Source organism: Brevibacillus antibioticus (assembly GCF_005217615.1).
GTDB classification, from domain to species: domain Bacteria; phylum Bacillota; class Bacilli; order Brevibacillales; family Brevibacillaceae; genus Brevibacillus; species Brevibacillus antibioticus.
Genome location: NZ_SZNK01000001.1, coordinates 4,700,001 through 4,723,141, shown reverse-complemented (window position 1 = coordinate 4,723,141; position 23,141 = coordinate 4,700,001). Strand labels below are relative to the sequence as shown.

The following is a 23,141-nucleotide window of genomic DNA, read 5'->3' as shown; positions in this document are numbered from 1 at the left end:
AGGTATTCCACGTCATGGAGATCGAGATCGGGAGTATACTGGAAGGAAAAGTCACCGGTATCACCAAATTCGGAGCGTTTGTTAAGCTGCCAGGCGATGTGACCGGACTAGTGCATGTTAGTGAAATTGCCGACGTCTATGTCCGGGATATCCATCCAAGGGAACGACTACGGTCGGTTTTCCTGGTTCGGAAAATTATGACTTTTCTTTCTTTGTTAAAAGCGCATTTTGACTGTAAAAATAGGAAGGTCATTTCCAAGTCTTGACGAATAAAGTATCCTAAGCCCGTTTCGCAAAGCGCGAATCACCTGTCAGCCGACGTTATCCGCCATAACGTCGGTTTTTTTTGTCCATTTGCGTTACTGAATTTGTCGCACGATTCTGTGAATATTCATTGGATTTTTGACAAATTTTACAATGCCCCCTCCGTATAATGAGAAACACATTGACCAAGAACGGGGTGGAGCGAAATGATTGCGAACAAAAACGTAACACAAGCCGGACAAGCTTGGACGCGGCAAGTGTCCGATCGAATGGGTACCACTGCCCAGACGTGGGGAGAAAAAGTAGCGGATTTCATAGAGAAGTGGAATGTTCTCCCCATCCTTATGGGCTTCTTATTAGGACGAGCTCTAATCGTGGAAGAGCTAACTCCCTTTGCTATACCGTATTTCATTGTCATGTTTTATATTCGTCGAGATTGTTTGCTTGTCACGGGGATGGCTCTTATTATCGGCGCTTTTACCCAGTCGGTGCCTGTTGGACTGGAAACCGCCTTGAGCGTGATACTTGCCTTGTTTGCCTGCAAACTAATGAATAAAATGCGCAAGAAAGACTTTTCCCGGACGCCTTTGCTGGTCGTCGGGACGATTTTCATCAGCCGTCTGTTGTATGCGGTTCTGACCAATCAGGTAACGACCTACGAGCTCGTGATGGTTGCCGTGGAAGCGACTCTTGGCTTTGTAATGACGCTCATTTTCATCCAGTCCTTATCAATCATTCATTTGGCGAAGCCTTACGAACCTCTCAAAAATGAAGAGATCGTTTCGTTAGTCATTTTACTGGCGTCCTTGATGACGGGTACTGTGGATTGGATGGTCGAAGGCATTTCGATGGAGCATGTACTTTCACGCTATTTGCTGCTCGTCTTTGCTTTTGTCGGTGGTGGCACGATCGGTGCGGCTGTTGGCGTGGTCACAGGTCTCATCCTCAGTCTGGCAAATGTGAGTGCTCTTTTACAAATCAATCTGCTCGCTTTTTCCGGTCTTTTGGCAGGCTTGTTGAAGGAAGGCGGCAAAGTGGGCGTATCTGCAGGCTTGTTGATTGGTACGGCTATTCTTGCGATTTACGGTGGCGCAGAAGAGACGCTCTACTACTCCTTGATCGAAACCTCTCTGGCAATGGTTCTCTTCATTCTGACCCCCGCTGCTCTTTGGAAAAAAGTAGCCCGATTTATCCCCGGGACTCCCGAGAATCTACAATCCCATCAAGAATACATGCGCAGAGTCCGCGATGTGACGGCGGGCAAAATCCAGCAATTCTCCGATTTGTTTACGCAACTCTCTCATAGCTTTGCCCAGACAGCCGATCCTGAAGAAATAGAAGAACAGGCCGATGCTTTTCTCAGCCGCGTATCCGAATTCACCTGCCAGAAATGCTGGAAAAAAGAACAATGCTGGGAAAAGGATACACAATCGACCTATGAGGGAATGCGCTTTTTAATGGAAAAAGTGCATGAGCAAGGTACATTGGCTGGTGTAACACCACCGCGTGATTGGGAGCGCAAGTGTGTCAAAACGGAAAAGGTCATGACTGTGATGGAGCAGGAATACGATCGCCAGCAGTCGTTTGAACAACTGAAAAAGCAGGTAAAGGAAAGCCGGATGCTCGTAGCTGACCAGCTATCGGGAGTCTCTCGAGTCATGAGTGATTTTGCCCGGGAAATACAACGGGAGGGCATGGAGCTGAGCTTTCAGGAAAAGCAAGTCTCACAAGCATTGGAGGGCTTGGGTCTGTCGGTACGCCGCGTAGAAATACACAGCTTGGAAGTAGGGAAGGTCGATATCGAAATCAGTCAGCCGACTTGCTATGGCCGCGATGAATGCGCGAAGATCGTGGCTCCCATGCTCACGGAGATATTGGGAGAAAACATTGTGGTTCGCGAGCGGCATTGTGAAGCGCAAAAAGACGGTTCTTGCACGATGTGCCTTGCTTCCGCTAAAACGTATGAGATCGATATCGGGGTCGCAGGTGCAGCCAAAGACGGCAAGCTGCTATCTGGAGACAGCTTTCGCACGATGGATTTGGGTAATGGAAAAATGGCGCTAGCGATCAGTGATGGAATGGGGAATGGCGAGCGGGCATCCATAGAGAGTCAATCTGCCCTCGATATGCTCCAGCAGCTTCTGCGTTCAGGTATGGACGAAAAAATTTCGATCAAAACCGTTAACTCTGTGCTCGCCCTGCGCTCCAAGGAGGAGATGTTCGCGACAGTAGACTTGGCTCTGATCGATTTGCAAACCGCTCATACCCGTTTTGTAAAAATCGGCTCCACCCCAAGCTTTGTCAAAAGAAATAAAGATGTCATCACGATTACCGCCAACAACCTGCCAGTGGGGATTTTGGAAGAAATCGAGGTGGATGTCGTATCTCGTATGCTCAAGCCAGGTGATTTGCTCGTCATGATGTCCGACGGCATCTATGAGGCGCCGCGCCACATTGAAAACAGGCAAGTGTGGATGAAGCGAATCATCGGCGAACTAGAGACGAATGATCCACAGGAGGTCGCTGACTTACTGTTGGAAAAAGTCATTCGCCAGCATTCCGGACAAATTGTCGATGACATGACCGTGTTGGTGGCCCGAATTGACCGCTTTGTACCACAGTGGGCTGCCATCGCGGTACATGGCATGGAGAAGCTCGAGCGTCCACGGATTGTGAGTTAGGAGTATGTTTTCTCTATTACCCGTCGATACTGTTGCTAAAAATACCCTGCGAAGTGAAGTGGATGAAGGATCGCTACACGGAGCTAGGACTGACAAAACAGATCGAATGGGGAGATTATTGTGAAAGAAGCGACACTTCGTCAAATACTGGTAGTAACAGACGGCTGTTCCAATTCGGGGATGAGTCCCGTTGCTGCGGCTACACTGGCAAGGGAGCAAGGGATTACGGTCAATGTGATTGGCGTAATCGACAAGAGTGAGCTGGGTGAGAAAGGGGAGAAGGAGATCAGGGATATTGCGAAAGCAGGTGGTGGACTCTGCGACATCGTGTATCCCCAACAGCTTGCGCAAACGGTACAAATGCTGACGCGAAAAGCAATGACGCGCACCATTCATCAAGTGGTCAATAAAGAATTAAAAGAGATTTTGGGCGATTCCGGAATAGAGGAGCTGGCACCTGATAAAAGAGTACAGGTTGCCGGAATGGTTGACGAGTTGGGTGAAAAAAGCAGCTTGAACGTCGTGATGCTGGTGGATACCTCAGGAAGTATGAAGCCAAAGCTGTCGGCTGTTCAGCAAGCGATACACGATTTCAGTATCAGTCTGCATTCACGGAGTGGACATAGCAGAATGGCGGTCGGTTCATTTCCGGGGAAACAAAAGCATCTCGATATCCGCATTCCGTGGACAGAAAAGGTCGAGCAGGCCCATCAAATTACGAGTGATTTGGCGATGAGCGGAACTACTCCTACAGGCCCCGCCATCGTAGAGGCAATTACCCTGTTTGAGCAGGACAAGCTCCCACGCTCGCTGCAAGAGCGTTACACCGACCAAGACGAAGAGGACGACTCGAACGGAATGCTGCGTGACCATGTCTTTTAAGGCAGCCACCCCCGACCTGCCCAAGCACTTTACAGGAAAATGGAACAAAAAATTGTACCACGTCTTACGGGAGCTGGGGCGTGGTGCAAACGGGACCGTGTACTTGGTATCCCAAGATGGCATACAGCGCGCGGTTAAGGTCGGTGTGGAAGGCATAGACATTTTAATGGAAGTGAATGTTTTGAAAAGCACACAGCAGGGGCGGGATTCCAAAGTGGGACCGCTCCTGTGCGACGTGGACGATCTCGTTGTAAACGGGAAGGCCTGTACGTTTTATGCCATGGAGTATCTTCAAGGATTGCAATTGGATGAATATATCAAGCAAGAGGGTACGGACTGGGTGGCCGTGATGATGGTTCAATTGCTGGCGCGACTGGATGTTTTGCACCAGCATGGCTATATTTTTGGTGATTTGAAACCGCAGAATGTGATGGTTACCCAGACGGACAAGCAGGTACGCTTGATTGATTTCGGTGGAGTGACCAAGCTGGGCAACGCTGTTCGGCAGTTTACAGAAGAGTATGACCGAGCTTTTTGGCACGCAGGTGATAGACGGGCTGAAGTGAGTTATGACCTGTTCTCGATAGCCGTGATGATGGTGCGTTTGACGGTTGGACCGGAAACGTGGAAAAACAGCCTTGGTGACCCACGTCACACGATATTACTCTGTGATATAATACGAAAAAGTGACAGCCTGTACCCTTACCGGGAGCCTTTATTGAAGGCGTTTCACGGTAAGTTTGCGACCGCGAAAGAAATGCGAGCGGAGCTGTTGGCAGTCTTGCGAGATAGCATGGGCGACAAACCTCAAAAATCGCAAAAGAAAGCGCGGACGAAAAGGAACGCAAGCGCGGGCATTAGCGGACTTTTTGTCGCTTCGCTACTCCTGTTGGCTGGCACTTTGTATTACGCATGGTTTATGTGAAGGATGTGACGGTTCGTGTCCTCAGATTTGGTGATGGATACTTGCTTGTTGGCAGGCTCAATTATTTTGAAAAACGGTGGAGAGACTTACCGGACGGAAGAGACAATGGCATTGATTGCGAAGGCTGCGGGGATGGATGACGTCAACAGCTCGGCTACGCCTACAAGCATCATCCTGTCCTTTCGGTGCAGTGGACTGGATCATACAAGAATGGTTCGTACCCCCAAACGTACGACCAACCTCAATAAAATTACGCTCGTCAATGATGTTTCCCGACAGTTTGTCGGTGGAAAAATTAATTTGGAGCAGGCCTATCGGACGCTACGTGAGATTGATCAGAAAAAGCAGATCTATCCGAAATGGTTGCAGCATCTAGCAGCCGCTACGGCCAGCGGCTCCTTTGCTATGCTTGCAGGGGGAGATTGGGGCAGTCTGGTTCCTTCTGCGATGGCCGGGTTGATTGTGAACCTGAGCCAGGAATATTTAGAACAGTTTGTCCGGATGAAGTTTTTTACGGAGTTCTCTGCTGCTTTACTAGGAGGACTTTTCGCGTTGTTGACCGTGACGATCTTTCCGCAGTTGCATTTAAGCATCATTATTATTGGTGCGATGCTTCCGTTGTTTCCGGGGATCGCCATCACCAACTCGCTTCGGGATTTGATGGCTGGTGATTTGGTTGCAGGTGTTTCACGCGGAGTAGAAGCCATGCTGACAGCGGTCTCCGTAGCGGTAGCCACAGCCATTATTCTTTCGTTTACGAGGTGAGTACGATGTTGTTAAAAGGATTGGCGCTTAGCTTCGCCTCTTCAGTAGCATGGTGTGTGCTGTTCAATGTGCCGGTTCGAACAATCGTAGCGGGTGGTTTAGCCGGAGTGATTGGCTTTCTCGTCTACTCCATTCTTCCTATCTACGGTGCAGAGGTCTTGTTGTCGACGTTTGTTTCAGCTGCAACTGTCTCTTTGCTCAGTCAGCTCTTATCTATTGTCCTGCGAGTACCTTCTACGAATTTTAGCGTCGCGGGCATTATTCCACTTGTACCAGGATCGTTGGCTTACAAAGCCATGCTTGCTTTTGTAAACAATGATTATGTCGGAGGGATTACTCAGGCGACCAAGACAGTGATGGTGGCCGGCGCGATTGCTTCTGGACTTATGTTTGGAATTTCGGTTCTGACGATTTGGAAAGGAGCCCGCTATGCTGGCAAGCGTGCGCAACGAGATTGAGTCCGAGGGGCTTTTGCTTCCAGGTGAGACCATTGTTGTTGGAATTTCCGGCGGCAACGATTCTACCGCACTGTTGCATATATTGGCTTCTCTCAATAAACAATACCAGTATAATTGGAAGCTGCATGCTGTCCATCTGAACCACGGCTTTCGTGGGGAAGAAGCAAGGCAGGACGCACTCTATGCAGAAGAGCTATGTCGAAAACTCAGCGTGGCTTTCCATCTCTTTGAGTATGACGTCCCCGCTTATATGGAAAAAACGGGACTGGGCGGGCAAGAAGCGAGTCGCGACATTCGCTATCGACTGTATCGAGAGGTAGGCTTAGCGCAAGGGGCGACCAAACTGGCATTGGCCCATCATGCTGACGATCAGGTGGAAACGATTCTTTTTCGTTTTGTGCGAGGCAGCAGGTTGCATGGACTGACAGGGATGCCGAAGCGAAGAATGCTTGCGGATTGCCCGATTGAGCTCGTGCGCCCGCTCTTGCATAAAACGCGTCAAGAACTGGAAGGCTACTGTCGGGAACATCAACTTGTCCCCCGTGAGGATAGCAGCAACCAATCGCGCAAGTATACGCGCAATCTTCTGCGTTTGGATGTCATGCCCTTATTAGAAAAGGTGAATGACAAGTATCGGGAGCATATCTTGGCTACTGCAGAGGCAATCCGACAGGACGAAGCGCTTTTAATGAGGCTGGCGATTGAGCATTTGAAAGAGGTAACGATTGAGAAAAAACCTGAAGCATTTTTGATGGACAATGACAAGTTTCAAACTTGTGACGTTGCTTTACAAAGGAGAATGATTACTCTAATATTAAGTTATCTCTCAAAACATACCGAATGGTCTTCGCAACATGTGGAGACCGTTTTGCACATGCTAGGGGGAAGTCGCCCTTCAGCGGAATTGCATTTGCCGAATGACCTGGTAGTCGACCGGGTGTACGAGCGAATCACTTTTCGTCGTAGAAAGCGACAGGATCGCATACATACGTATAGTTACGAGCTCGCCGTTCCCGGTGTAACCTGGGTCGACGAGAGCAAGGCCACGGTACATATTACTTACCTGGAAGGTCCCATGGATTGGGAGCGACTCCCGGCGAATGAAGCGGTCTTTGATGCCGAACAGTTGCCAGGATCGCTGTATTTGCGTAACCGAAAACCTGGAGACCGCATCACCCTGTTTGGCTCAGCAGATGGAAAGAAGTTGAAGGATTTATTGATTGATGCCAAATTTCCGCGAGCATGGCGTGACAAACTTCCGCTTTTGACGGCGGGCGATGAGGTGATTTTGGTACCAGGTGTGCGCCGTTCCGCCGTAGCGCCTGTCAATGGACAGACCAGGCGTTTTCTACACGTGCGGGTAGAGTTTGGAGAAGATTGGCGGGAGGTTTTTTCATGAATCAAGACATCGAGAAGATTTTGCTATCAGAAGAGGATATTGCGGTAAAAGTTCAAGAATTAGGCAAGACGCTGGCTGCAGAATACAAGGATAAAAATCCATTGGTTATCTGCGTGCTGAAAGGCGCGGTCGTTTTCATGGCTGATCTGATCCGTCACATGGATATTCCGTGCGAAATGGATTTCATGGCTGTTTCCAGCTACGGAAGTGGAACAGAGTCCTCTGGCATGGTGAAAATCTTGAAGGATCTCGATACATCTGTGCAAAACAGACACGTGCTGGTTGTAGAAGACATCATGGACAGCGGTCTGACGCTGAGCCGCTTGGTAGAGCTGTTGCGCCATCGGGAAGCTGCTTCCGTAAAAGTGGTGACTCTCTTGAACAAACCAGAGCGTCGCAAGGTGGATATTTCACCAGACTATAAGGGATACGATGTTCCAGACGAATTCGTTGTGGGATACGGCTTGGACTATGACGAGCACTACCGTAATCTTCCTTATATCGGTGTATTGAAGCCTGAGGTCTACACAAAGTAGGTTTGTTGTGGAGACCGTGCTTTCTATGATAAAATGTGAAAAGTGTCTGTTCGTGAGAGGAGGTAAGGAATGAATCGCTTTTTTCGTAATACCGGGTTCTACCTACTGATTTTTCTTGTCACGGTCGGGATCGTGAATTTCATCCTCTCCGGTACTGATAAGGTTGGGAAACTTACATATCAGGAATTCCGGATACAGCTAAAAGCTGACAACGTCACTGAGTTGGCGCTTCGACCAGAGAATGGTACTTACAGGGTCGAGGGTACGTTGGCAAAAGCTATTCCGGGACAGGAAAGCAACAAATTTTTTACCAATGTTCCTTTGTATGACTCAGATGTTGTTAAGGTAGTCGAAGAGAAAATCGATGCGCAAAAGGTGAAGAATGTAGCGTTCAATCCTGCGGAGGGCAATAGCATTTGGCTCACGTTCTTGACTTCTATCATTCCTTTTGTCATCATCTTCATCCTGTTTTTCTTTCTTCTGAACAACGCACAAGGTGGCGGAAGCCGAGTCATGAACTTCGGTAAAAGCCGCGCGAAGCTTTACAACGAAGAGAAGAAACGCGTTACATTTGACGATGTAGCAGGAGCAGACGAAGAAAAGGCGGAGCTGGAGGAAGTCGTTGATTTCCTGAAAGACAACCGTAAGTTCAATGCGGTTGGCGCTCGTATTCCAAAAGGGGTGCTGCTTGTAGGACCTCCGGGTACAGGTAAAACTTTGCTCGCTCGCGCTGTTGCAGGCGAAGCTGGTGTACCGTTCTTCAGTATCTCCGGTTCTGACTTCGTGGAAATGTTCGTTGGGGTGGGTGCATCCCGCGTACGTGACCTGTTTGAAAATGCGAAGAAAAATGCTCCTTGCATTATCTTTATTGACGAGATTGACGCCGTGGGTCGTCAACGCGGAGCTGGACTCGGCGGCGGCCACGACGAACGCGAGCAAACTCTCAACCAGTTGCTCGTAGAGATGGACGGTTTTGGTGGAAACGAAGGAATCATCATGATTGCTGCGACCAACCGACCTGACATTCTCGACCCGGCTCTCTTGCGTCCGGGACGTTTTGACCGTCAAATTACAGTTGATCGTCCTGATATCAAAGGCCGTGAAGCGGTGCTCAAGGTTCATGCCCGCAACAAGCCGATTGGCGAAGACGTGAAGCTGGACGTGATTGCTCGTGGTACATCGGGCTTCACGGGCGCAGATTTGGAGAACCTGCTGAATGAAGCGGCTCTCTTGACTGCCCGCAGAAACAAAAAGCAAATCACGATGACGGAAGTAGATGAAGCGATTGACCGCGTGATTGCAGGTCCAGCGAAGAAGTCTCGCGTAGTGAGCGAAGACGAGCGCCGTCTGGTTGCCTTCCACGAAGCTGGTCATACGATCATCGGATACCACCTGAGAAATGCAGAAATGGTACATAAGGTAACAATCATTCCGCGCGGCCAAGCTGGTGGATACACCGTGATGCTGCCGAAGGAAGACCGTTTCTTTGCTACCAAAACGGACTTGCTCGACAAAATCGTCGGTCTGTTGGGGGGACGTGTTGCGGAGGAATTGGTGCTTGGGGATATTAGTACCGGGGCACATAATGACTTCCAACGCGCGACTGCTATCGCTCGCAGCATGATTACCGAATACGGAATGAGCAAGCTCGGACCTATGCAGTTCGGTAAGAGTCAAGGTCAAGTATTCCTGGGCCGCGACTATGGCAATGAGCGTAACTACTCCGATCAGATTGCGTACGAGATCGATCAGGAAATGCAAAATATTATCAACGAGTGCTATGCGAAGTGTACAGAATTGCTTACGACGCACCGTGATCAGCTCGATCTGATTGCGAACACGCTGCTCCGTGTCGAGACTCTTGATTCTGAGCAGATCAAGCAATTGATCGAAACAGGTAAAATGGATAACGATCCGGACGCAAATAAAGATGTGGTCGTGAACATTCAACCGAAGCTGGAAGAAGTAAAAGAAGAAGTAAAAGAAGAAGTAAAAGAAGAAGTAAAAGAAGAAGTAAAAGAAGATACAAACGAAGAACCGAAACAATAAGGGCGCCTCTGGTGCCCTTTTTTGCAATATCGGAAAGTATTAGGTTACGTTTTTAAAAGGTGTCGATGAACCAATAAAGCTGGTGAGAAGAAAAAGCGCAGGGCTCGTAGACCTTGACAGGCCACCCCAGTCGGAACTTAAAAAAGGGGACCACGCCTGTCGAACACTTCTTCCTTGAGAAACTTCCGCCCGTAGGGTGGCTTTGGCTCGACGGTCCCCTTTTTTAAGTGGAGACGGCCAGTGAATCCCCCTGCTGGCGTGTCAGAGTCGAAGAGAACTGCGCTTTTTCTTCTCCTCCACTATGTTGACTCAAAGGCAAATCCAAAGCGAATGAGAGGGATTGGATATGTTGCTTACACCGGGCATGGCTGCATTTGATATGGATGGAACCTTACTGACTCACGATTCAAAGCTGACAGAAGGAACGAAAGAAGCACTTCGCCAATTACAACAGCAAGGCTGCAAACTCGTTTTGTCTACGGGCAGGATGTATGGCTCCGCTCAAATTCCGATTGATTCCTTTCCTTTTGACGGCTATGTCTGTAGCAATGGCGGCACTGTTTTCGAGGGGGATGGCACGCTGGTCCGTCAATGGCTCCTTCCCACTGAGATGGTAATCGGTGCGATCCATGCACTGAGGCAAGAAACGATTTATTATGAGCTTCATGATACGAATAGCAATCGCTGGATGATCAAAGAAGACCGTGAATGTTTGGAAGCGACCATGAGTGAGGACGCATCTGTAGAAGGATTCTCGATTTTGAGTTTTCCTTATTACAGACTCGCACGCGTAGAGCCTTTGGCAGAAGTACTGGAAAAAGTAGAGTCCGGGGAAGTAGAAATCGTCAAGTTCTTCGTCTGGCATCAAGACCCGGATCGTCTGGAGTGGGTGAAAGAGCAGCTAAAGCCTTGGAGCGAGCAAGTGACTATCACTTCATCCGGCAAGCAGAATGTCGAAGTAATTCCTCAAGGGGTTTCCAAATGGGAAGGGCTTCAATACTTCTGTGAGAAATGGGGAATCTCCCCGGAGAAAGTGATGGCATTTGGCGATGCCGAAAACGATCGTGAGGCGTTAACAGGCGCAGGATATTCCGTCGCAATGGAAAACGCTTCTGACGAGATCAAGCAGGTAGCCAAATATATCGCCCCACACCATAATGAGGAAGGCGTAGCCCGCTTTATTCGGGAGCGCGTCCTCGGAGAAAAAGGCGAGTAAGAGAATGAAAAAGCAGAAGCTGCGTCTGTACAGGCCGGTTTCTGCTTTTTTTGTTCAAAATGTACCACGTTGACAAGGGGAGGTTATACGCTTACAATGACCGTAAATTATGACACCACCGTAGGGGGATTTTTTCCATGGACGCTTTAGCGTTAGAAAAAAAAGCCCAGCGCAACGCTGAGTTACGTGAACGACTGCTGCAGCTGAAGAAAGAGCGTAATGCCATCATTCTTGCTCACTTTTATCAACGTCCCGAGATTCAGGAGGTCGCTGACTTCATTGGCGATTCCTTTGGATTGGCACAGAAAGCAAAAGAAACGGATGCCGATGTGATTTTGTTCTGTGGGGTTCATTTTATGGGAGAAAGTGCAAAAATTCTCAATCCCCAGAAGACCGTCATTATTCCCGATGAACGGGCTGGCTGTCCGATGGCGGACATGGTGAACGTAGACGGACTACGCAAGCTCAAAGCACAGCATCCAGATGCAAAGGTAGTGGCTTACATCAATACTTCTGCGGATGTTAAAGCCGAAACCTATATCTGCTGTACGTCGTCCAACGCGAAGCGCGTGATCGAGTCGATCGACAGCGATGAGATCATTTGGGTGCCGGACAAAAACCTCGGCCACTATGTATCCCAATTCACGGACAAGAAAATGATTATTTGGGAAGGGTACTGCAATACGCATGACCAACTGTCTGTAGAAGACATCATGACGTTGAAGCAGCAACACCCTGAGGCTGTAGTTGTCGTTCATCCGGAGTGTCGCCCAGAAGTGGTATCTCTAGCTGACTACGTTGGTTCCACGACCGGAATTTTGAAATATTGCCGTGAGTCTTCGCGCAAAGAGTTTATTATCGGAACGGAAGACGGCACACGTTACATGCTGGAAAAGGACAGCCCGGACAAAACGTTCATTTTCGCTTCCAAGTACCTCGTTTGCCCGAATATGAAGGTGAACAACCTGAAAAAGTGCGTTGAGGCGCTGGAGAATATGAAGCCGGAGATTTTTGTGCCAACAGATGTTGCTGATGCGGCACGTGCTTCGTTGGAACGCATGCTTGCGGTAGCGCCTGCTTAAGGGCCGTTTGATAAAATGCAAAAAGGGAGTAGAGCGTAGGGGCTTTACTCCCTTTTTCTATTAGGAGGCTTTGGTCAAAGGCTGGATGTCTTTTCGTCGGTAAATGTTCAAGACGAGTCCTATCAAGGCCATTTGCAATACGGTATGCACGATTCCAAAGCCAACGAATGGTAGATTCACAGTGATAGGTGGAACCAGACCGACAGTCATGAAAATACTCCAGAAAAACGGCGTGAAAAAGAGTACAATCATACCGGATAACAGCAAGGACCCGTATACATCTTTTACTTTTCTGATGGCATGGAGCAAACGAAGCAGCAGCATAACGCCCAGAATGAAAAAGGCTATCCCTACAATTGGTCCAAAGATATACACCATGTAGGCAAAAATATAGTCAGACTCAAGGGCGGGCAATGCATCTAGAGAGGCACCGAAGCCTTGACCCCATAAGGTAGCTGACTGGATGGCGTTCAAGGATTGAGTGGTGATATAGTCTCTTCCATCCGGTTCGAGATACGTATTCAGGATGTAAAAAAGACGATCTAGCTGATAAGGTTTAGCGAACAGGTAAACCGTTCCTCCTACACACGCGAAAACCATAGAGAGGAGGCTCAGTTTAACAAGCTTTTTAGGCTTAGCGGCAATCACGAGCGCGATGTAGCCACCGACATATAGGAAAACGGCAAATTCGTATTCGCCCAACGTGAGAAGCAGGCAAGGGGGCAGGAAGTACGAAATCAGTTTTACGATGGTGTAGCGTTTGTGCTCCTTCCACTCTGTGAAAATTCCTGCGAGGGCTACGATGAACAGGAAGGGGCTAATTCCAATAAAATGGAGTGGAGAATCTCCGATATTCAGATACTGGATACCGGCTATAGGTCTCCCTGCGAGCAGTGTATAAAGGAGTAAGATCATCGTGCCGAAATACAGAATCTTACTATATCTCTTTAATTTACTGTAATCCCAAAAGAGAATCGCCACGAGGACGACTGTTCCGATTATGATTCCGACCAGTTGTCGCCCGATCAAATTACGATTATCTTCCGCAATATGAAGAGAATACAGGGTAACCAGCCCGATAGCGAGTAGGATTCCCACAATCGAAACAATTCCCCACTCCATCCGCGGTTTATGCGCCTGATGGAGGTGACGTCCTACATCGACAGGATCACCCATCTCCGCAATCGCAATCCGAGTCGCTTCATCTTCCTTATATCCAGCCTCACGATAATCCTCGATCTTTTCGGCGAAATGATTCTCCAACTCTAGCGTAATGGCTGGATGAACCTCTTTGTTTTTGATCTGATCGCAGACTTTTTTTATGTAATAGGCAGTTCGCTTGTTTTCGTTCATGTAGCCTGCCCTCCCAACACGGAGTCAACAGCGGTACGAAAAGACTCCCACTCCTGTTTTTTCTCTTTGAGATGCTTCTTGCCTTCGCGGGTGATTTGATAGTATTTGCGTTTTCGCTCTCCTTCCCCTTCGCTCCAAAACGCCTCGACCTTTCCTTCAGACTCAAGGGTATGAAGAATGGGATAGAGGGTGCCTTCCTTGAGAGACAGCACACCGTTCGAGCTAGTTTCCATCGTCTTGATCATCTCATAGCCGTACATTTCCTTTTGTTCCAGCAAGGTAAGAATGAGAATGACCGTACTGCCTTTCATCAATTCCTTATTGACTGCCATAGCGACCTCCTTATACCTCGGATTTCGATACCTCGAATATCTATGCATCATTCTATTCCATAAAAGGGAAAAAAGAAAGACTTCCTCGTCGGGAAGTCTTGTTATATGTTTTAGGAAGGCATCGGGGTAGGAGTTGGTTTTCCGTAGCCTTGCCCATAGGTTTGGTCTATGTAGTTACGAATTTCTTTTGTAGATTTGCCTTCTGCACTCAGCTTGCCGGAAATAACAGCGATTTCCATGCATACGCCGCAGCGAGTGCCGTGGTCATCCCAGACAATGGAGCCATCAGACTTTTCTTCTTTGATAAAGCAGTTGCCATTATGTCCGTGTCCAGCACTTTCACCACAACCACAATAGCATGGAATGGATTTGAGCAGCTCACGGTTTGCTGCGGCAACTTTGTAGGATTCGATAATGACAGGGTCTTGGTTGTCTAAAAATTTCGGTAGCTGATCAGCGGAAGCAGTCAATTCCTGCAAATCTCCATTGGGGGCGTGCTGCGTGTGATCGCTATGATTCTGTTCAGCTTGATCAGTAGAGCCACAGCCAGTAAGCAGTGCTGCGGTGATAAAAGTAATGGCTAACCATGATTTACGCTTCATCTTGGACATACCTCCTGCCAAATATTTTATCATAATGAGATGGGGAAATTGTGAAGCTGGGAGAGAAGATGCAAACGTATGATTTTTAAATCGGAATAAATCCTATTTACTTTTTGGGCGCCTCTCCGTATAATGAAAAACGACGAGAACGTAAATCGGAATCATTTTGAATTGGAGCAGGAGGAAATATAGATGAAAAGAGTCATGTTGGCAGCCCTAAGTTTCATTACGGCAGTGGGGTTAGTGGGATGTGGAGCAGCGAACGAAACGGCTGGGCCTCCGCAAACTGGCAGCGACGCGTCCGGGAAACCAAAAGTATACACGACGATTTATCCCTTGGAATATGTAGCGAAGCGGATCGGCGGTGACCATGTGGAGGTAACGAATCTGGTTCCCGCTGGAGTAGAGCCCCACGACTTCGAGCCAACCGCAAAAGACATGGTCGCGCTGTCTGGAGCAGATATCTTCGCCTATAACGGTAGCGGCTTGGAGCTGTGGGTAGAGAAGGCTGTAACCAACCTCGACAAAAACAAGACAACGATTATTAATGCGACGGAAGGTCTCGAGCTGATTCGTGCATCTGAGCATGAGGGAGAAGAACACTCAGAAGAAGCAGGGCATGACCACGGGGATCTGGACCCTCATGTATGGCTCGATCCGATGCAACTGAAGGCACAGGCGGAGAAGGTAAAAAATACGCTCGTGCAAAAGGATCAAGCGCATGCTACGGATTACGAGAAGAACTACACACAATTAGCAACAGATCTGGAACAGCTGGATAAAGAGTTCAAAGATATGGTTACGCAAGCGCCGAAGAAAGAATTCATGGTTTCTCATAGCGCATTCAGCTATATGGCAAAACGATACGGGCTGGAGCAAGTAGCGATCTCTGGGGTCAATCCTTCTGATGAGCCATCCACAACAGAGTTGAAGAGCTTGGTGGAGCATGTAAAAGAACACAACATTTCTTATGTGCTGTTCGAGACATTGGTTTCTCCGAAGGTAGCGGAAGTGATTGCGAAGGAAGCTGGCGTGAAGACGGCTACGCTCAATCCGTTGGAAGGTTTGACAGAAGACGATGTAGCGGCGGGTCGTGATTACTTGTCTATCATGCGCGACAATATGAATACATTAAAGACTGCACTTCAATAAACTTTCCCTCGAAAAGATGTCGCTTGCCAGGCGGCATTTTTTCGTTAGTAGGATGCTTGTGGTTCGGGCAAAATCGTAGTACGATGAAGGGAATCAAATAAGAACAAATCCGATTTAAGGGATGGATATTTCATGGAACCACATAAACAAGAGGTGCCCGTCATTAAGCTCACAGGCGTCTCCTTTCAATATGAAGACAAACAGGTTCTCGATGAGGTCGAATTCACACTGGAGCGCGGAGACTTTGTGGGAATCGTCGGGCCGAATGGATCAGGGAAATCTACGCTAATGAAGCTGATTTTGGGTCTGTTGACGCCAAACAAAGGGACGGTGGAGCTGTTTGGACAACCACTATCCAAGTTTCGTGAATGGAATCGCATTGGATACGTCGCGCAACAGGTCGCGCATGGAGCGGGTGGATTTCCAGCTACGGTGCGAGAAGTTGTGTCATCTGGATTGGTCGGCAAAGTGGGTCTTTTTCGCAGACTAACGAAACAGCATCATGAGAGTGTTCGGGGTGCGGTGGAGCGAGTCGGCTTGCTGGAAAAGCTGGATCAACGCATCGGCAACTTGTCCGGTGGGCAATTGCAGCGCGTATTCATAGCGCGAGCTCTCGTAGCTGAACCGGAGCTGTTGATCCTCGATGAGCCAACAGTCGGGGTCGATCAGGAATCGATCGATCAGTTTTATAGTTTGCTTCGTTCGCTGAAGGAAGAGAACGGATTGACGATGATGATCGTCAGCCACGATGTGGGAGTTATGTCACAATGGGTGACCAAGGTGGCTTGTGTGCAGAAGAAAATTCACTTCCACGGAACAGCGCACGATTTTGAGCATAACCAAGAAAAAATCTTGCAAAGTATGTACGGTGATTCGGTCAGGCTGCTGTCTCATCATCATTAAGCTTGTAAATAGAAATAGGTAAGAAAGAAGGAATGTGCACATGCTTGCTGATTGGTGGCAGTATGACTTTTTGCGGTATACCCTGTTTTCAGGGCTTTTAATTGGTCTGATCTGCCCGATTTTGGGTACGTTTCTCATTGTTCGTCGCTTGTCGATGATGGCAGATGGCTTGTCACACGTCACGCTGTCCGGTGTAGCTGCCGGGATGCTCATTTCCAAAAAGGTCGCCTTCTTCTCCGCAGTCAATCCGCTGTTTTTCGGGATGCTGTTTGCGGTGATGGGTTCGTTGTTCATCGAGCGATTGCGTAAGGTGTACAAAGCGTACCAGGATTTGGCGATTCCGATTATTTTGTCGGCGGGACTTGGGCTGTTTACGGTATTGATCAGTATCGCAGACGGTTTTAATGCCGATTTGTATTCGTACTTGTTCGGAAAAATCGTGACGGTGTCCATCGAAGATCTGTATGCGTTGATTGGTGTGGCAGTTGTTGTTTTAGGAACAGTTTTGTTGATTTACAAGGAGCTTTTCGCAGTCTCCTTTGACGAAGAATTCGCTCGCGTCTCTGGCGTGGCAAGGCGTTCAATCAACCTGTGGTTTATGGTGCTCGTCGCTCTGACGATTGCGGCTTCCATGCGTATAGTCGGTGTCCTGTTAATCTCGGCGCTGATTACGCTTCCGGTAGCGGCTAGTCTGCAAATCGCAAAAAGCTTTCGTCAAACGATTTTCTTGTCGATTGTGTTTGCGGAGTTTTCCGTGCTGAGCGGTTTGTATTTTGCCTATCTCCTTGATTGGGCATCTGGTGGTACAATTGTACTGATGGCAGTACTGGTTATGCTGGTTGTATTGGGTGTAAAAAAGCTGCGGGTCGCTTTCCGATAAGAGTTTTCCGGATATGACAAAAGGAAGGAGTGTTTGTCGATGAAAGTAGAAGAAGCGCTGCAAATATTGAAAGAACATGGTTTCAAGTATACCGGCAAGCGGGAGGAGATGATTCGAATCTGCGCGGCCGAGAAGCGATACCTGTCTGCCAAAGATATTATGGAAAGAATCAAGGAGCAGTATCCAACACTCAGCTTCGATACCGTCTATCGCAACATTTCCACTTTTGTTGAGCTGGGGATTCTGGAAGAGACGGAGCTGGACGGGGAAGGCAGATTCCGCTTAGCCTGTTCGACAGATGGGCACCATCACCACCATGTGATTTGTACGGAATGTGGAAAGACTTCATCTTTGCCAGGATGTCCGATGAATATCATTTCCGCAGTACCGGATGAGTTTCAGGTGACGGGGCATAAGTTCGAGGTATATGGCACGTGTAAGGAATGTGTGATGCATTCGAATTAATCAGATAGAGGGGAGTGTTCGCTTTTGCGGATGCTCTTTTTTTGCATCTCCTTCAAGCTTGTATTTGCTATAATGGGTGGAAAATCATCAGTTACAAGAGAGAAGGGACACAGTCATGATTCCCCGTTATATTGTGGACTTTGATTTGCACACCTTACCTCGGATGAGGGCAGATGTAGCTGTTATTGGAGCAGGAATTGCTGGGTTGTATACGGCGTTGCAAACGAGTGAGTTTGCGGATGTGGTGTTGATCAGCAAGAAGGGACTCGATGATAGTAACACACGCTGGGCTCAGGGAGGAATCGCAGCTGTAACCGCCCAATCAGATTCTCCTGCCCTTCATCGACAGGATACGTTAATCGCTGGAGCAGGTCTTTGCTCGTATAACGCTGTGGAGGTCCTGGTGCATGAAGGCCCTGATCGCTTGCATGAACTGATTGCATATGGAACGGAATTTGACCGCGATGAACAAGGGCAGTACGAGCTGACACAGGAAGGCGCGCATAGCAAGCGGCGTATTTTGCATGCGAACGGAGATGCCACTGGGGCAGAGATCGTCCGCGCTTTGTCCAAGCGTGTGATGGAGCAACCAAACATTCAGGTTTTGGAATATTATTTTGCAGTGGATGTCATCACGCAGGATGGCGAATGCGTGGGTGTCCTCGTGCGGAAGCCGGACGGCGAACTGTTTTTCCTGGAAGCTAAAGCAACGGTGCTGGCTACAGGAGGAGCAGGTCAGCTTTACCGTTACACAACGAATCCGCAAATCGCTACGGCAGATGGGATCGGCATCGCGTATCGGGCGGGCGCTCGCATTAAAGATGTGGAATTTATCCAGTTCCATCCGACTGCGCTTTACTATCCGGGAGCCCCGCGCTTTTTGATTTCAGAAGCGGTTCGTGGGGAGGGTGCCATTTTGCGTAACAGCAATGGTGATCGCTTCATGGACAAGTACCATCCGCAAAAAGAGCTGGCGCCGCGTGATATTGTCGCCAGAGCGATTGTCTCTGAGATGGAACAGACGAAGTCTACGTTCGTGTATCTCGACATTACCCACGAATCAGAGGAGCTTATTAAGCGTCGTTTTCCGACGATTTATAATTTTTGCTTACAATACGGGCTCAATATGGTGACAGATTGGATTCCAGTAGCTCCTGCCTGCCATTATATTATGGGTGGAGTCCAGACTGATTTGAACGGAGAGACCTCGACGAAGCGGCTTTTTGCATGCGGGGAAGCATCCTGCACCGGGGTACATGGAGCGAATCGACTGGCCAGCAACTCGTTATCGGAAGCGGTTGTATTCGGTCACCGGATCGCGGAGCGGATCAAGCGGTTGGCTGATTTGCCGAGCATTCATCCCTTCGAGGTTGTTTCCAAGCAAAAACTGCCCCAAACGTTCAATACACGTGAACAACGATTGAAAATGCAAAAGCTCATGCTGCGGCATGTTAGTGTGAAGCGCGACGATAAGGGATTAACGAAAGCATTAGCAGAGCTTGCGCGAATGGAGCAATACTACCAGTACGAGCCTGAGAGTCCGGAAACGTTTGAATTCTTCAATCTGCTGAATGCTGCCGTCCTGACAACGAGAGCGGCACTTTTGCGGGAAGAAAGCAGAGGTGGGCATTATCGTACTGATTTTCCGAATAAAGACGACCTGGTGTGGCGGAAGCATTTGATCCAGTCCGTAGCAGATGGTGTCCAAGAGGAGTGTGAGAAGCATGATGTGGAATAAACGGGAGCTTCAGCGAAAAATAGAGGAATGGCTACAGGAAGACGTGGGATTTGGTGATGTGACGACAATGAGCACGATTCCTGAATCGGAGCAGGGTGTCGGTATTTTATATGCGAAGGAAGCGGGGATCGTGGCAGGTTTGCCGATTGCGGAGCAAGTATTTGCCACGGTTGATTCTACCCTCGTTTTTGAGGCAAAAGTAGAAGAAGGTGCACGAGTGGAGGTTGGTCAACAGATCGCCGAAGTCAGCGGCTCGGTTCGTTCGATTTTGAACGGGGAGCGGCTTGCACTTAACTTAATGCAACGTCTGTCTGGGATTGCCACGAAAACGAGTGAATACGCAACAGCCGTCGCAGGGACGAAGGCACGGGTTGTCGATACGAGAAAGACTACGCCAGGCCTTAGAGCTTTGGAAAAGTACGCAGTTCGAGTCGGGGGAGGCTACAATCACCGTTTTGCCTTGTATGATGCTGTGATGATCAAGGACAATCATATCAAGGGAGCGGGCGGTATCGCGCAGGCTGTTGCAGCGGCACGCGCGGTTATTCCTCATACGATGACAGTAGAGGTAGAGGCCGAATCGTTCGAACAAGCTCAGGAAGCATTGGCAGCAGGTGCAGATACGATCATGCTCGACAATATGTCCCTCGATCAAATGGTGGAAGCCGTGCAGTTTATCGATGGACGAGCCATAGTCGAGGCATCTGGCGGTGTGAGTCTGGAGACGATTGGTGACATTGCAAAAACAGGCGTAGATATTATTTCGGTCGGGGCGCTGACTCATTCTGTCAAAGCGTTTGATATCAGCCTTGATCTGAATACACGAAAGCGGTAAGGAGCGACCACGATGTTATTGGTGATCGATATTGGCAACTCCAATATTGTGTTGGGCTTGTATGAAGGCGACGAGCTCCAACACCATTGGAGAGTGTCCACAGATCGTAACAAAACGGAGGACGAGTACGGCATGCTCGTCAAAAACTTGTTTGGTAGCGTGGGGCTTGGATTTGAACAGGTGAGAGGTGTCATTCTCTCGTCTGTCGTGCCGCCTTTAAACCTCACGATTGAGCGCATGTGTGGGAAGTACATGCAACAAAAAGCACTGATTATCGGACCAGGTATCAAGACGGGACTGAACATCAAGTATGAGTATCCGCGAGAAGTAGGTTCCGATCGAATCGTGAACGCTGTTGCTGCGATTCATCATTATGGTGCGCCGCTCATTGTTGTCGATTTTGGTACGGCGACGACCTTTTGCTATGTGGACGAGCGGGCGCAGTATTGGGGCGGGGCGATTGCCCCCGGTATCGGGATATCGACAGAGGCGCTCTTCACTCGTGCTGCCAAGCTGCCACGAATTGAAATCGCCAAGCCTGCAAGTGTAGTTGGTCGTAATACGATAGCGGCGATGCAGTCCGGCATTTTCTATGGGTTCGTCGGTCAGGTGGAAGGTATTGTACGCAGAATCATGGATGAATACGGTACGCGACCTACCGTAGTTGCTACGGGAGGGCTGGCAGCACTTTTTGCGAATGAGACCTCTTGTATCCATGTCGTGGATCAGAATCTTACGCTAAAAGGACTTCGTTTGATCTATGAGCGGAATCAATCATAGTGGATAACGAACGTATTTGCAAAAAAACATTTCAGGATCATCTGGATCTAGGTGAGTCAGGGTTCCGCAGTGAGCGTATCCGAGCTTTAGACAGAGGCGTTGCATTCTTTCGTTGGAAAGGTTAGTAGAAGTGAACAATTTCTCCGTGGGGGAGATCGTTTCCAGATACCGCATCATCTCCTCGCCAACGCCCCGTTTCTGATAGTGAGGGTGAACAATGATTAGATGAATAAAGCTGTTCTTAAAAAATGACTGATTGATGATGGCAAAACCGACGATATTCATGTCGATTAACGCCACGTAGCAATGCCCTTGCTCGATGGCCTCTTGAAGTTCAGATGAACGACTGGTTGAACCGAGCACCCTTGCATCAATCGTACAGACAGCAGGAATGTCTTGAGAAGTAGCGAGACGGATAGAGGTCATCCATTTCAAATCCTTTCTACTTGTAAATCGTTTCCTATGTTGTATGGAATGGAAAAAGGGTGTTAAACTACTGGTAGAGATATTGATGATCCGACATATAAATAAAGGAGCCAATACCGTTGCAGCGGCAAGGCTCCTGAGACAAGTAGCTGTGGCACACCCACGGCGCGCATGATTACAAAAACAGCGAACCCACCGTCAGGCGGTCAACCTTAGGCGGTGGGTTTTCGCTTGTTACGCCACTTTCTAATCCATCGGTAGAGCTTCCTGCTGCTAAACCAGAGGCTTAGCAAGGTTGCCAGTACTTTTAGGAAAAGGTAAAGCGTGCCGAGCGAGACCATCAGCATCACCCCCTTTACAGGAAGCTGTGCCGTGGTCTTCCACCGCCAGTCTTGTCTTAAGTTAAATTATACCATTTCGGCATTCCTAATGGTGAGAACTCTTGTTAGTGTAGTTACGAGCTGGCTCGACAAAAAGGGTGACCTTCAGCGAGTAACATTGCGACTGACAGGTAATGATATATACGTAATTCACATCTGTGGGTGAAGACGAAGAAAAAATTGAGATTTTCGTTGACAGTACATGCTCCACGCGCTACAATGGCTATTGTGCCTAGCAGAAAAGTTATGTCACATTGAACTTTTTAAATTTCTTTTAAAAAAGTTCTTGCGTTTCAGATGAATGCATGCTAACATATGAATTCTGAAAGGCAAACAAGCGGATCACTTTGATCCACTTCAAATATACGGATGGATGTCCGAGCGGCCGAAGGAGCACGATTGGAAATCGTGTAGGCGGTGTCGAACCGTCTCGTGGGTTCAAATCCCACTCCATCCGCCATCACCTTCTTATGAAATGGCCCGTTGGTGAAGCGGTTTAACACAGCAGCCTTTCACGCTGTCATACAGGGGTTCGAATCCCCTACGGGTCACCTAGCAAAACGCCCTGCAATCGCAGAGGTCCTGGAGGCTTAGCTCAGCTGGGAGAGCATCTGCCTTACAAGCAGAGGGTCGGCGGTTCGATCCCGTCAGCCTCCACCACTTATATTAATGGACAAGGAAGGTCAGCTGAAAGCGCCACGCCCTGTGGCAACACTGACACTCAGTCGTCCTGACTATCGCGGGATGGAGCAGCTCGGTAGCTCGTCGGGCTCATAACCCGAAGGTCGCAGGTTCAAATCCTGCTCCCGCAACCAAATATGGAGCTGTGGTGAAGTTGGAGTTCACGCCGGTCTGTCACACCGGAGGTCGCGGGTTCGAGTCCCGTCAGCTCCGCCATTTCAACCTTAATGGTTTGAAATAGCGACAAATATAGCGAGAGCCATTAGCTCAGTTGGTAGAGCATCTGACTTTTAATCAGAGGGTCGAAGGTTCGAGTCCTTCATGGCTCACCAGTTTTTAAAAACGAGAGATTGAATT

21 protein-coding genes, 6 tRNA genes and 1 pseudogene are annotated in these 23,141 nt (G+C 48.7%); 24 read left to right on the top strand and 4 right to left on the bottom strand.

Translation table 11 applies throughout. The features are described 5' to 3' along the window. Positions 1 to 14: 14 nt before the first annotated feature. The 11 genes and pseudogenes from E8L90_RS22805 to nadA all read left to right on the top strand — a co-directional run. A pseudogene (locus tag E8L90_RS22805) lies at positions 15 to 197 on the top strand (S1 RNA-binding domain-containing protein); the annotation flags it as partial. Between the two features lie 273 nt (positions 198 to 470). Further along, the gene (gene spoIIE / locus E8L90_RS22800) at positions 471 to 2,945 is read left to right on the top strand and encodes a stage II sporulation protein E (RefSeq protein ID WP_137031480.1); all 2,475 of its coding nucleotides are present in this window, start codon (positions 471 to 473) and stop codon (positions 2,943 to 2,945) included. Between the two features lie 120 nt (positions 2,946 to 3,065). Continuing rightward, positions 3,066 to 3,827 carry a VWA domain-containing protein gene (locus E8L90_RS22795; protein WP_137031479.1) on the top strand — a complete coding sequence of 254 codons (762 nt, stop codon included), beginning with the start codon at positions 3,066 to 3,068 and terminating at the stop codon, positions 3,825 to 3,827. Beyond that, positions 3,817 to 4,752 carry a serine/threonine protein kinase gene (locus tag E8L90_RS22790; protein ID WP_244297355.1) on the top strand — a complete coding sequence of 312 codons (936 nt, stop codon included), beginning with the start codon at positions 3,817 to 3,819 and terminating at the stop codon, positions 4,750 to 4,752. Before E8L90_RS22795 ends, E8L90_RS22790 begins: the two co-directional genes overlap by 11 nt. Before the next feature lie 15 nt (positions 4,753 to 4,767). Next, the gene (locus E8L90_RS22785) at positions 4,768 to 5,517 is read left to right on the top strand and encodes a threonine/serine exporter family protein (protein WP_137031477.1); all 750 of its coding nucleotides are present in this window, start codon (positions 4,768 to 4,770) and stop codon (positions 5,515 to 5,517) included. Between the two features lie 5 nt (positions 5,518 to 5,522). Next, complete coding sequence (locus E8L90_RS22780; protein ID WP_137031476.1) at positions 5,523 to 5,975, top strand: threonine/serine exporter family protein; 453 nt, start codon at positions 5,523 to 5,525, stop codon at positions 5,973 to 5,975. Further along, complete coding sequence (gene tilS / locus E8L90_RS22775; protein ID WP_137031475.1) at positions 5,947 to 7,374, top strand: tRNA lysidine(34) synthetase TilS; 1,428 nt, start codon at positions 5,947 to 5,949, stop codon at positions 7,372 to 7,374. Before E8L90_RS22780 ends, tilS begins: the two co-directional genes overlap by 29 nt. Beyond that, positions 7,371 to 7,910: a hypoxanthine phosphoribosyltransferase gene (gene hpt / locus E8L90_RS22770; RefSeq protein WP_017246961.1), complete on the top strand. Its 540-nt coding sequence runs from the start codon at positions 7,371 to 7,373 to the stop codon at positions 7,908 to 7,910. Before tilS ends, hpt begins: the two co-directional genes overlap by 4 nt. 69 nt (positions 7,911 to 7,979) lie before the next feature. Beyond that, positions 7,980 to 9,959, top strand: a complete 1,980-nt coding sequence (ftsH, locus tag E8L90_RS22765; protein WP_137031474.1) for an ATP-dependent zinc metalloprotease FtsH — start codon at positions 7,980 to 7,982, stop codon at positions 9,957 to 9,959. A 346-nt stretch (positions 9,960 to 10,305) separates the two neighbouring features. Next, on the top strand, positions 10,306 to 11,175 hold the full coding sequence (locus E8L90_RS22760) for an HAD family hydrolase (RefSeq protein WP_137031473.1): 870 nt from the start codon (positions 10,306 to 10,308) through the stop codon (positions 11,173 to 11,175). A gap of 137 nt (positions 11,176 to 11,312) precedes the next feature. After that, the gene (gene nadA / locus E8L90_RS22755) at positions 11,313 to 12,257 is read left to right on the top strand and encodes a quinolinate synthase NadA (protein WP_137031472.1); all 945 of its coding nucleotides are present in this window, start codon (positions 11,313 to 11,315) and stop codon (positions 12,255 to 12,257) included. Positions 12,258 to 12,317: 60 nt separating this feature from the next. Here nadA and E8L90_RS22750 read toward each other — a convergent pair whose 3' ends face one another. The 3 genes from E8L90_RS22750 to E8L90_RS22740 all read right to left on the bottom strand — a co-directional run bounded on the left by E8L90_RS22750 (position 12,318) and on the right by E8L90_RS22740 (position 14,544). Further along, complete coding sequence (locus E8L90_RS22750; protein WP_137031471.1) at positions 12,318 to 13,610, bottom strand: FtsW/RodA/SpoVE family cell cycle protein; 1,293 nt, start codon at positions 13,608 to 13,610, stop codon at positions 12,318 to 12,320. Further along, positions 13,607 to 13,942, bottom strand: coding sequence for a PadR family transcriptional regulator (locus tag E8L90_RS22745; RefSeq protein WP_137031470.1), 336 nt, complete (start codon positions 13,940 to 13,942; stop codon positions 13,607 to 13,609). The genes E8L90_RS22750 and E8L90_RS22745 overlap by 4 nt, the downstream gene beginning before the upstream one ends. A gap of 110 nt (positions 13,943 to 14,052) precedes the next feature. After that, a complete protein-coding gene (locus tag E8L90_RS22740; protein ID WP_137031469.1) occupies positions 14,053 to 14,544 on the bottom strand; it encodes a PCYCGC domain-containing protein in 492 nt (163 codons plus the stop codon). 192 nt (positions 14,545 to 14,736) lie between these two features. Between E8L90_RS22740 and E8L90_RS22735 the strand changes: the two genes are divergently transcribed. The 7 genes from E8L90_RS22735 (at position 14,737) to E8L90_RS22705 (ending at position 21,297) form a co-directional block, all read left to right on the top strand. After that, on the top strand, positions 14,737 to 15,696 hold the full coding sequence (locus tag E8L90_RS22735) for a metal ABC transporter substrate-binding protein (protein ID WP_137031468.1): 960 nt from the start codon (positions 14,737 to 14,739) through the stop codon (positions 15,694 to 15,696). Positions 15,697 to 15,828: 132 nt separating this feature from the next. Further along, a complete protein-coding gene (locus E8L90_RS22730) occupies positions 15,829 to 16,599 on the top strand; it encodes a metal ABC transporter ATP-binding protein (protein WP_137031467.1) in 771 nt (256 codons plus the stop codon). A gap of 40 nt (positions 16,600 to 16,639) precedes the next feature. Continuing rightward, a complete protein-coding gene (locus E8L90_RS22725; RefSeq protein WP_137031466.1) occupies positions 16,640 to 17,479 on the top strand; it encodes a metal ABC transporter permease in 840 nt (279 codons plus the stop codon). 39 nt (positions 17,480 to 17,518) lie between these two features. Further along, positions 17,519 to 17,944, top strand: coding sequence for a Fur family transcriptional regulator (locus E8L90_RS22720; RefSeq protein WP_137031465.1), 426 nt, complete (start codon positions 17,519 to 17,521; stop codon positions 17,942 to 17,944). 115 nt (positions 17,945 to 18,059) lie between these two features. Then, positions 18,060 to 19,682, top strand: coding sequence for an L-aspartate oxidase (nadB, locus tag E8L90_RS22715; RefSeq protein ID WP_137031464.1), 1,623 nt, complete (start codon positions 18,060 to 18,062; stop codon positions 19,680 to 19,682). Further along, the gene (gene nadC / locus E8L90_RS22710; RefSeq protein WP_137031463.1) at positions 19,669 to 20,517 is read left to right on the top strand and encodes a carboxylating nicotinate-nucleotide diphosphorylase; all 849 of its coding nucleotides are present in this window, start codon (positions 19,669 to 19,671) and stop codon (positions 20,515 to 20,517) included. Before nadB ends, nadC begins: the two co-directional genes overlap by 14 nt. Before the next feature lie 12 nt (positions 20,518 to 20,529). Then, entirely contained in the window at positions 20,530 to 21,297 is a 768-nt protein-coding gene (locus E8L90_RS22705) for a type III pantothenate kinase (protein WP_137031462.1), read from the top strand. On the opposite strand, the gene E8L90_RS22700 is transcribed toward E8L90_RS22705, so the two are convergent. After that, complete coding sequence (locus E8L90_RS22700) at positions 21,292 to 21,723, bottom strand: GNAT family N-acetyltransferase (protein ID WP_137031461.1); 432 nt, start codon at positions 21,721 to 21,723, stop codon at positions 21,292 to 21,294. The two genes, E8L90_RS22705 and E8L90_RS22700, sit on opposite strands and share 6 nt — an antisense overlap. Positions 21,724 to 22,470: 747 nt before the next feature. On the opposite strand from E8L90_RS22700, the gene E8L90_RS22695 reads away from it, so the two are divergent. From E8L90_RS22695 to E8L90_RS22670, 6 genes are all read left to right on the top strand, one after another. After that, positions 22,471 to 22,563, top strand: a tRNA-Ser gene (locus E8L90_RS22695). 17 nt (positions 22,564 to 22,580) lie between these two features. Next, positions 22,581 to 22,654 (top strand) — tRNA-Glu (locus E8L90_RS22690). A gap of 33 nt (positions 22,655 to 22,687) precedes the next feature. Beyond that, positions 22,688 to 22,763 (top strand) — tRNA-Val (locus E8L90_RS22685). Between the two features lie 78 nt (positions 22,764 to 22,841). Continuing rightward, positions 22,842 to 22,918, top strand: a tRNA-Met gene (locus E8L90_RS22680). Between the two features lie 5 nt (positions 22,919 to 22,923). After that, positions 22,924 to 23,000 (top strand) — tRNA-Asp (locus E8L90_RS22675). 40 nt (positions 23,001 to 23,040) lie between these two features. Then, a tRNA-Lys gene (locus tag E8L90_RS22670) sits at positions 23,041 to 23,116 on the top strand. Positions 23,117 to 23,141: the final 25 nt, after the last annotated feature.

Bases quoted from the DNA above. Each gene is read 5' to 3' on its own strand.
- E8L90_RS22705 (WP_137031462.1), top strand. From the start codon at position 20,530: ATGTTATTGGTGATCGATATTGGCAACTCCAATATTGTGTTGGGCTTG.
- E8L90_RS22780 (WP_137031476.1), top strand. From the start codon at position 5,523: ATGTTGTTAAAAGGATTGGCGCTTAGCTTCGCCTCTTCAGTAGCATGG.
- nadB (WP_137031464.1), top strand. From the start codon at position 18,060: ATGATTCCCCGTTATATTGTGGACTTTGATTTGCACACCTTACCTCGG.
- E8L90_RS22760 (WP_137031473.1), top strand. From the start codon at position 10,306: ATGTTGCTTACACCGGGCATGGCTGCATTTGATATGGATGGAACCTTA.
- E8L90_RS22725 (WP_137031466.1), top strand. From the start codon at position 16,640: ATGCTTGCTGATTGGTGGCAGTATGACTTTTTGCGGTATACCCTGTTT.
- tilS (WP_137031475.1), top strand. From the start codon at position 5,947: ATGCTGGCAAGCGTGCGCAACGAGATTGAGTCCGAGGGGCTTTTGCTT.
- E8L90_RS22730 (WP_137031467.1), top strand. From the start codon at position 15,829: ATGGAACCACATAAACAAGAGGTGCCCGTCATTAAGCTCACAGGCGTC.
- E8L90_RS22790 (WP_244297355.1), top strand. From the start codon at position 3,817: ATGTCTTTTAAGGCAGCCACCCCCGACCTGCCCAAGCACTTTACAGGA.
- E8L90_RS22750 (WP_137031471.1), bottom strand. From the start codon at position 13,610: ATGAACGAAAACAAGCGAACTGCCTATTACATAAAAAAAGTCTGCGAT.
- E8L90_RS22740 (WP_137031469.1), bottom strand. From the start codon at position 14,544: ATGAAGCGTAAATCATGGTTAGCCATTACTTTTATCACCGCAGCACTG.
- E8L90_RS22700 (WP_137031461.1), bottom strand. From the start codon at position 21,723: ATGACCTCTATCCGTCTCGCTACTTCTCAAGACATTCCTGCTGTCTGT.
- E8L90_RS22745 (WP_137031470.1), bottom strand. From the start codon at position 13,942: ATGGCAGTCAATAAGGAATTGATGAAAGGCAGTACGGTCATTCTCATT.
- spoIIE (WP_137031480.1), top strand. From the start codon at position 471: ATGATTGCGAACAAAAACGTAACACAAGCCGGACAAGCTTGGACGCGG.
- E8L90_RS22735 (WP_137031468.1), top strand. From the start codon at position 14,737: ATGAAAAGAGTCATGTTGGCAGCCCTAAGTTTCATTACGGCAGTGGGG.
- nadC (WP_137031463.1), top strand. From the start codon at position 19,669: ATGATGTGGAATAAACGGGAGCTTCAGCGAAAAATAGAGGAATGGCTA.
- ftsH (WP_137031474.1), top strand. From the start codon at position 7,980: ATGAATCGCTTTTTTCGTAATACCGGGTTCTACCTACTGATTTTTCTT.
- nadA (WP_137031472.1), top strand. From the start codon at position 11,313: ATGGACGCTTTAGCGTTAGAAAAAAAAGCCCAGCGCAACGCTGAGTTA.
- hpt (WP_017246961.1), top strand. From the start codon at position 7,371: ATGAATCAAGACATCGAGAAGATTTTGCTATCAGAAGAGGATATTGCG.
- E8L90_RS22720 (WP_137031465.1), top strand. From the start codon at position 17,519: ATGAAAGTAGAAGAAGCGCTGCAAATATTGAAAGAACATGGTTTCAAG.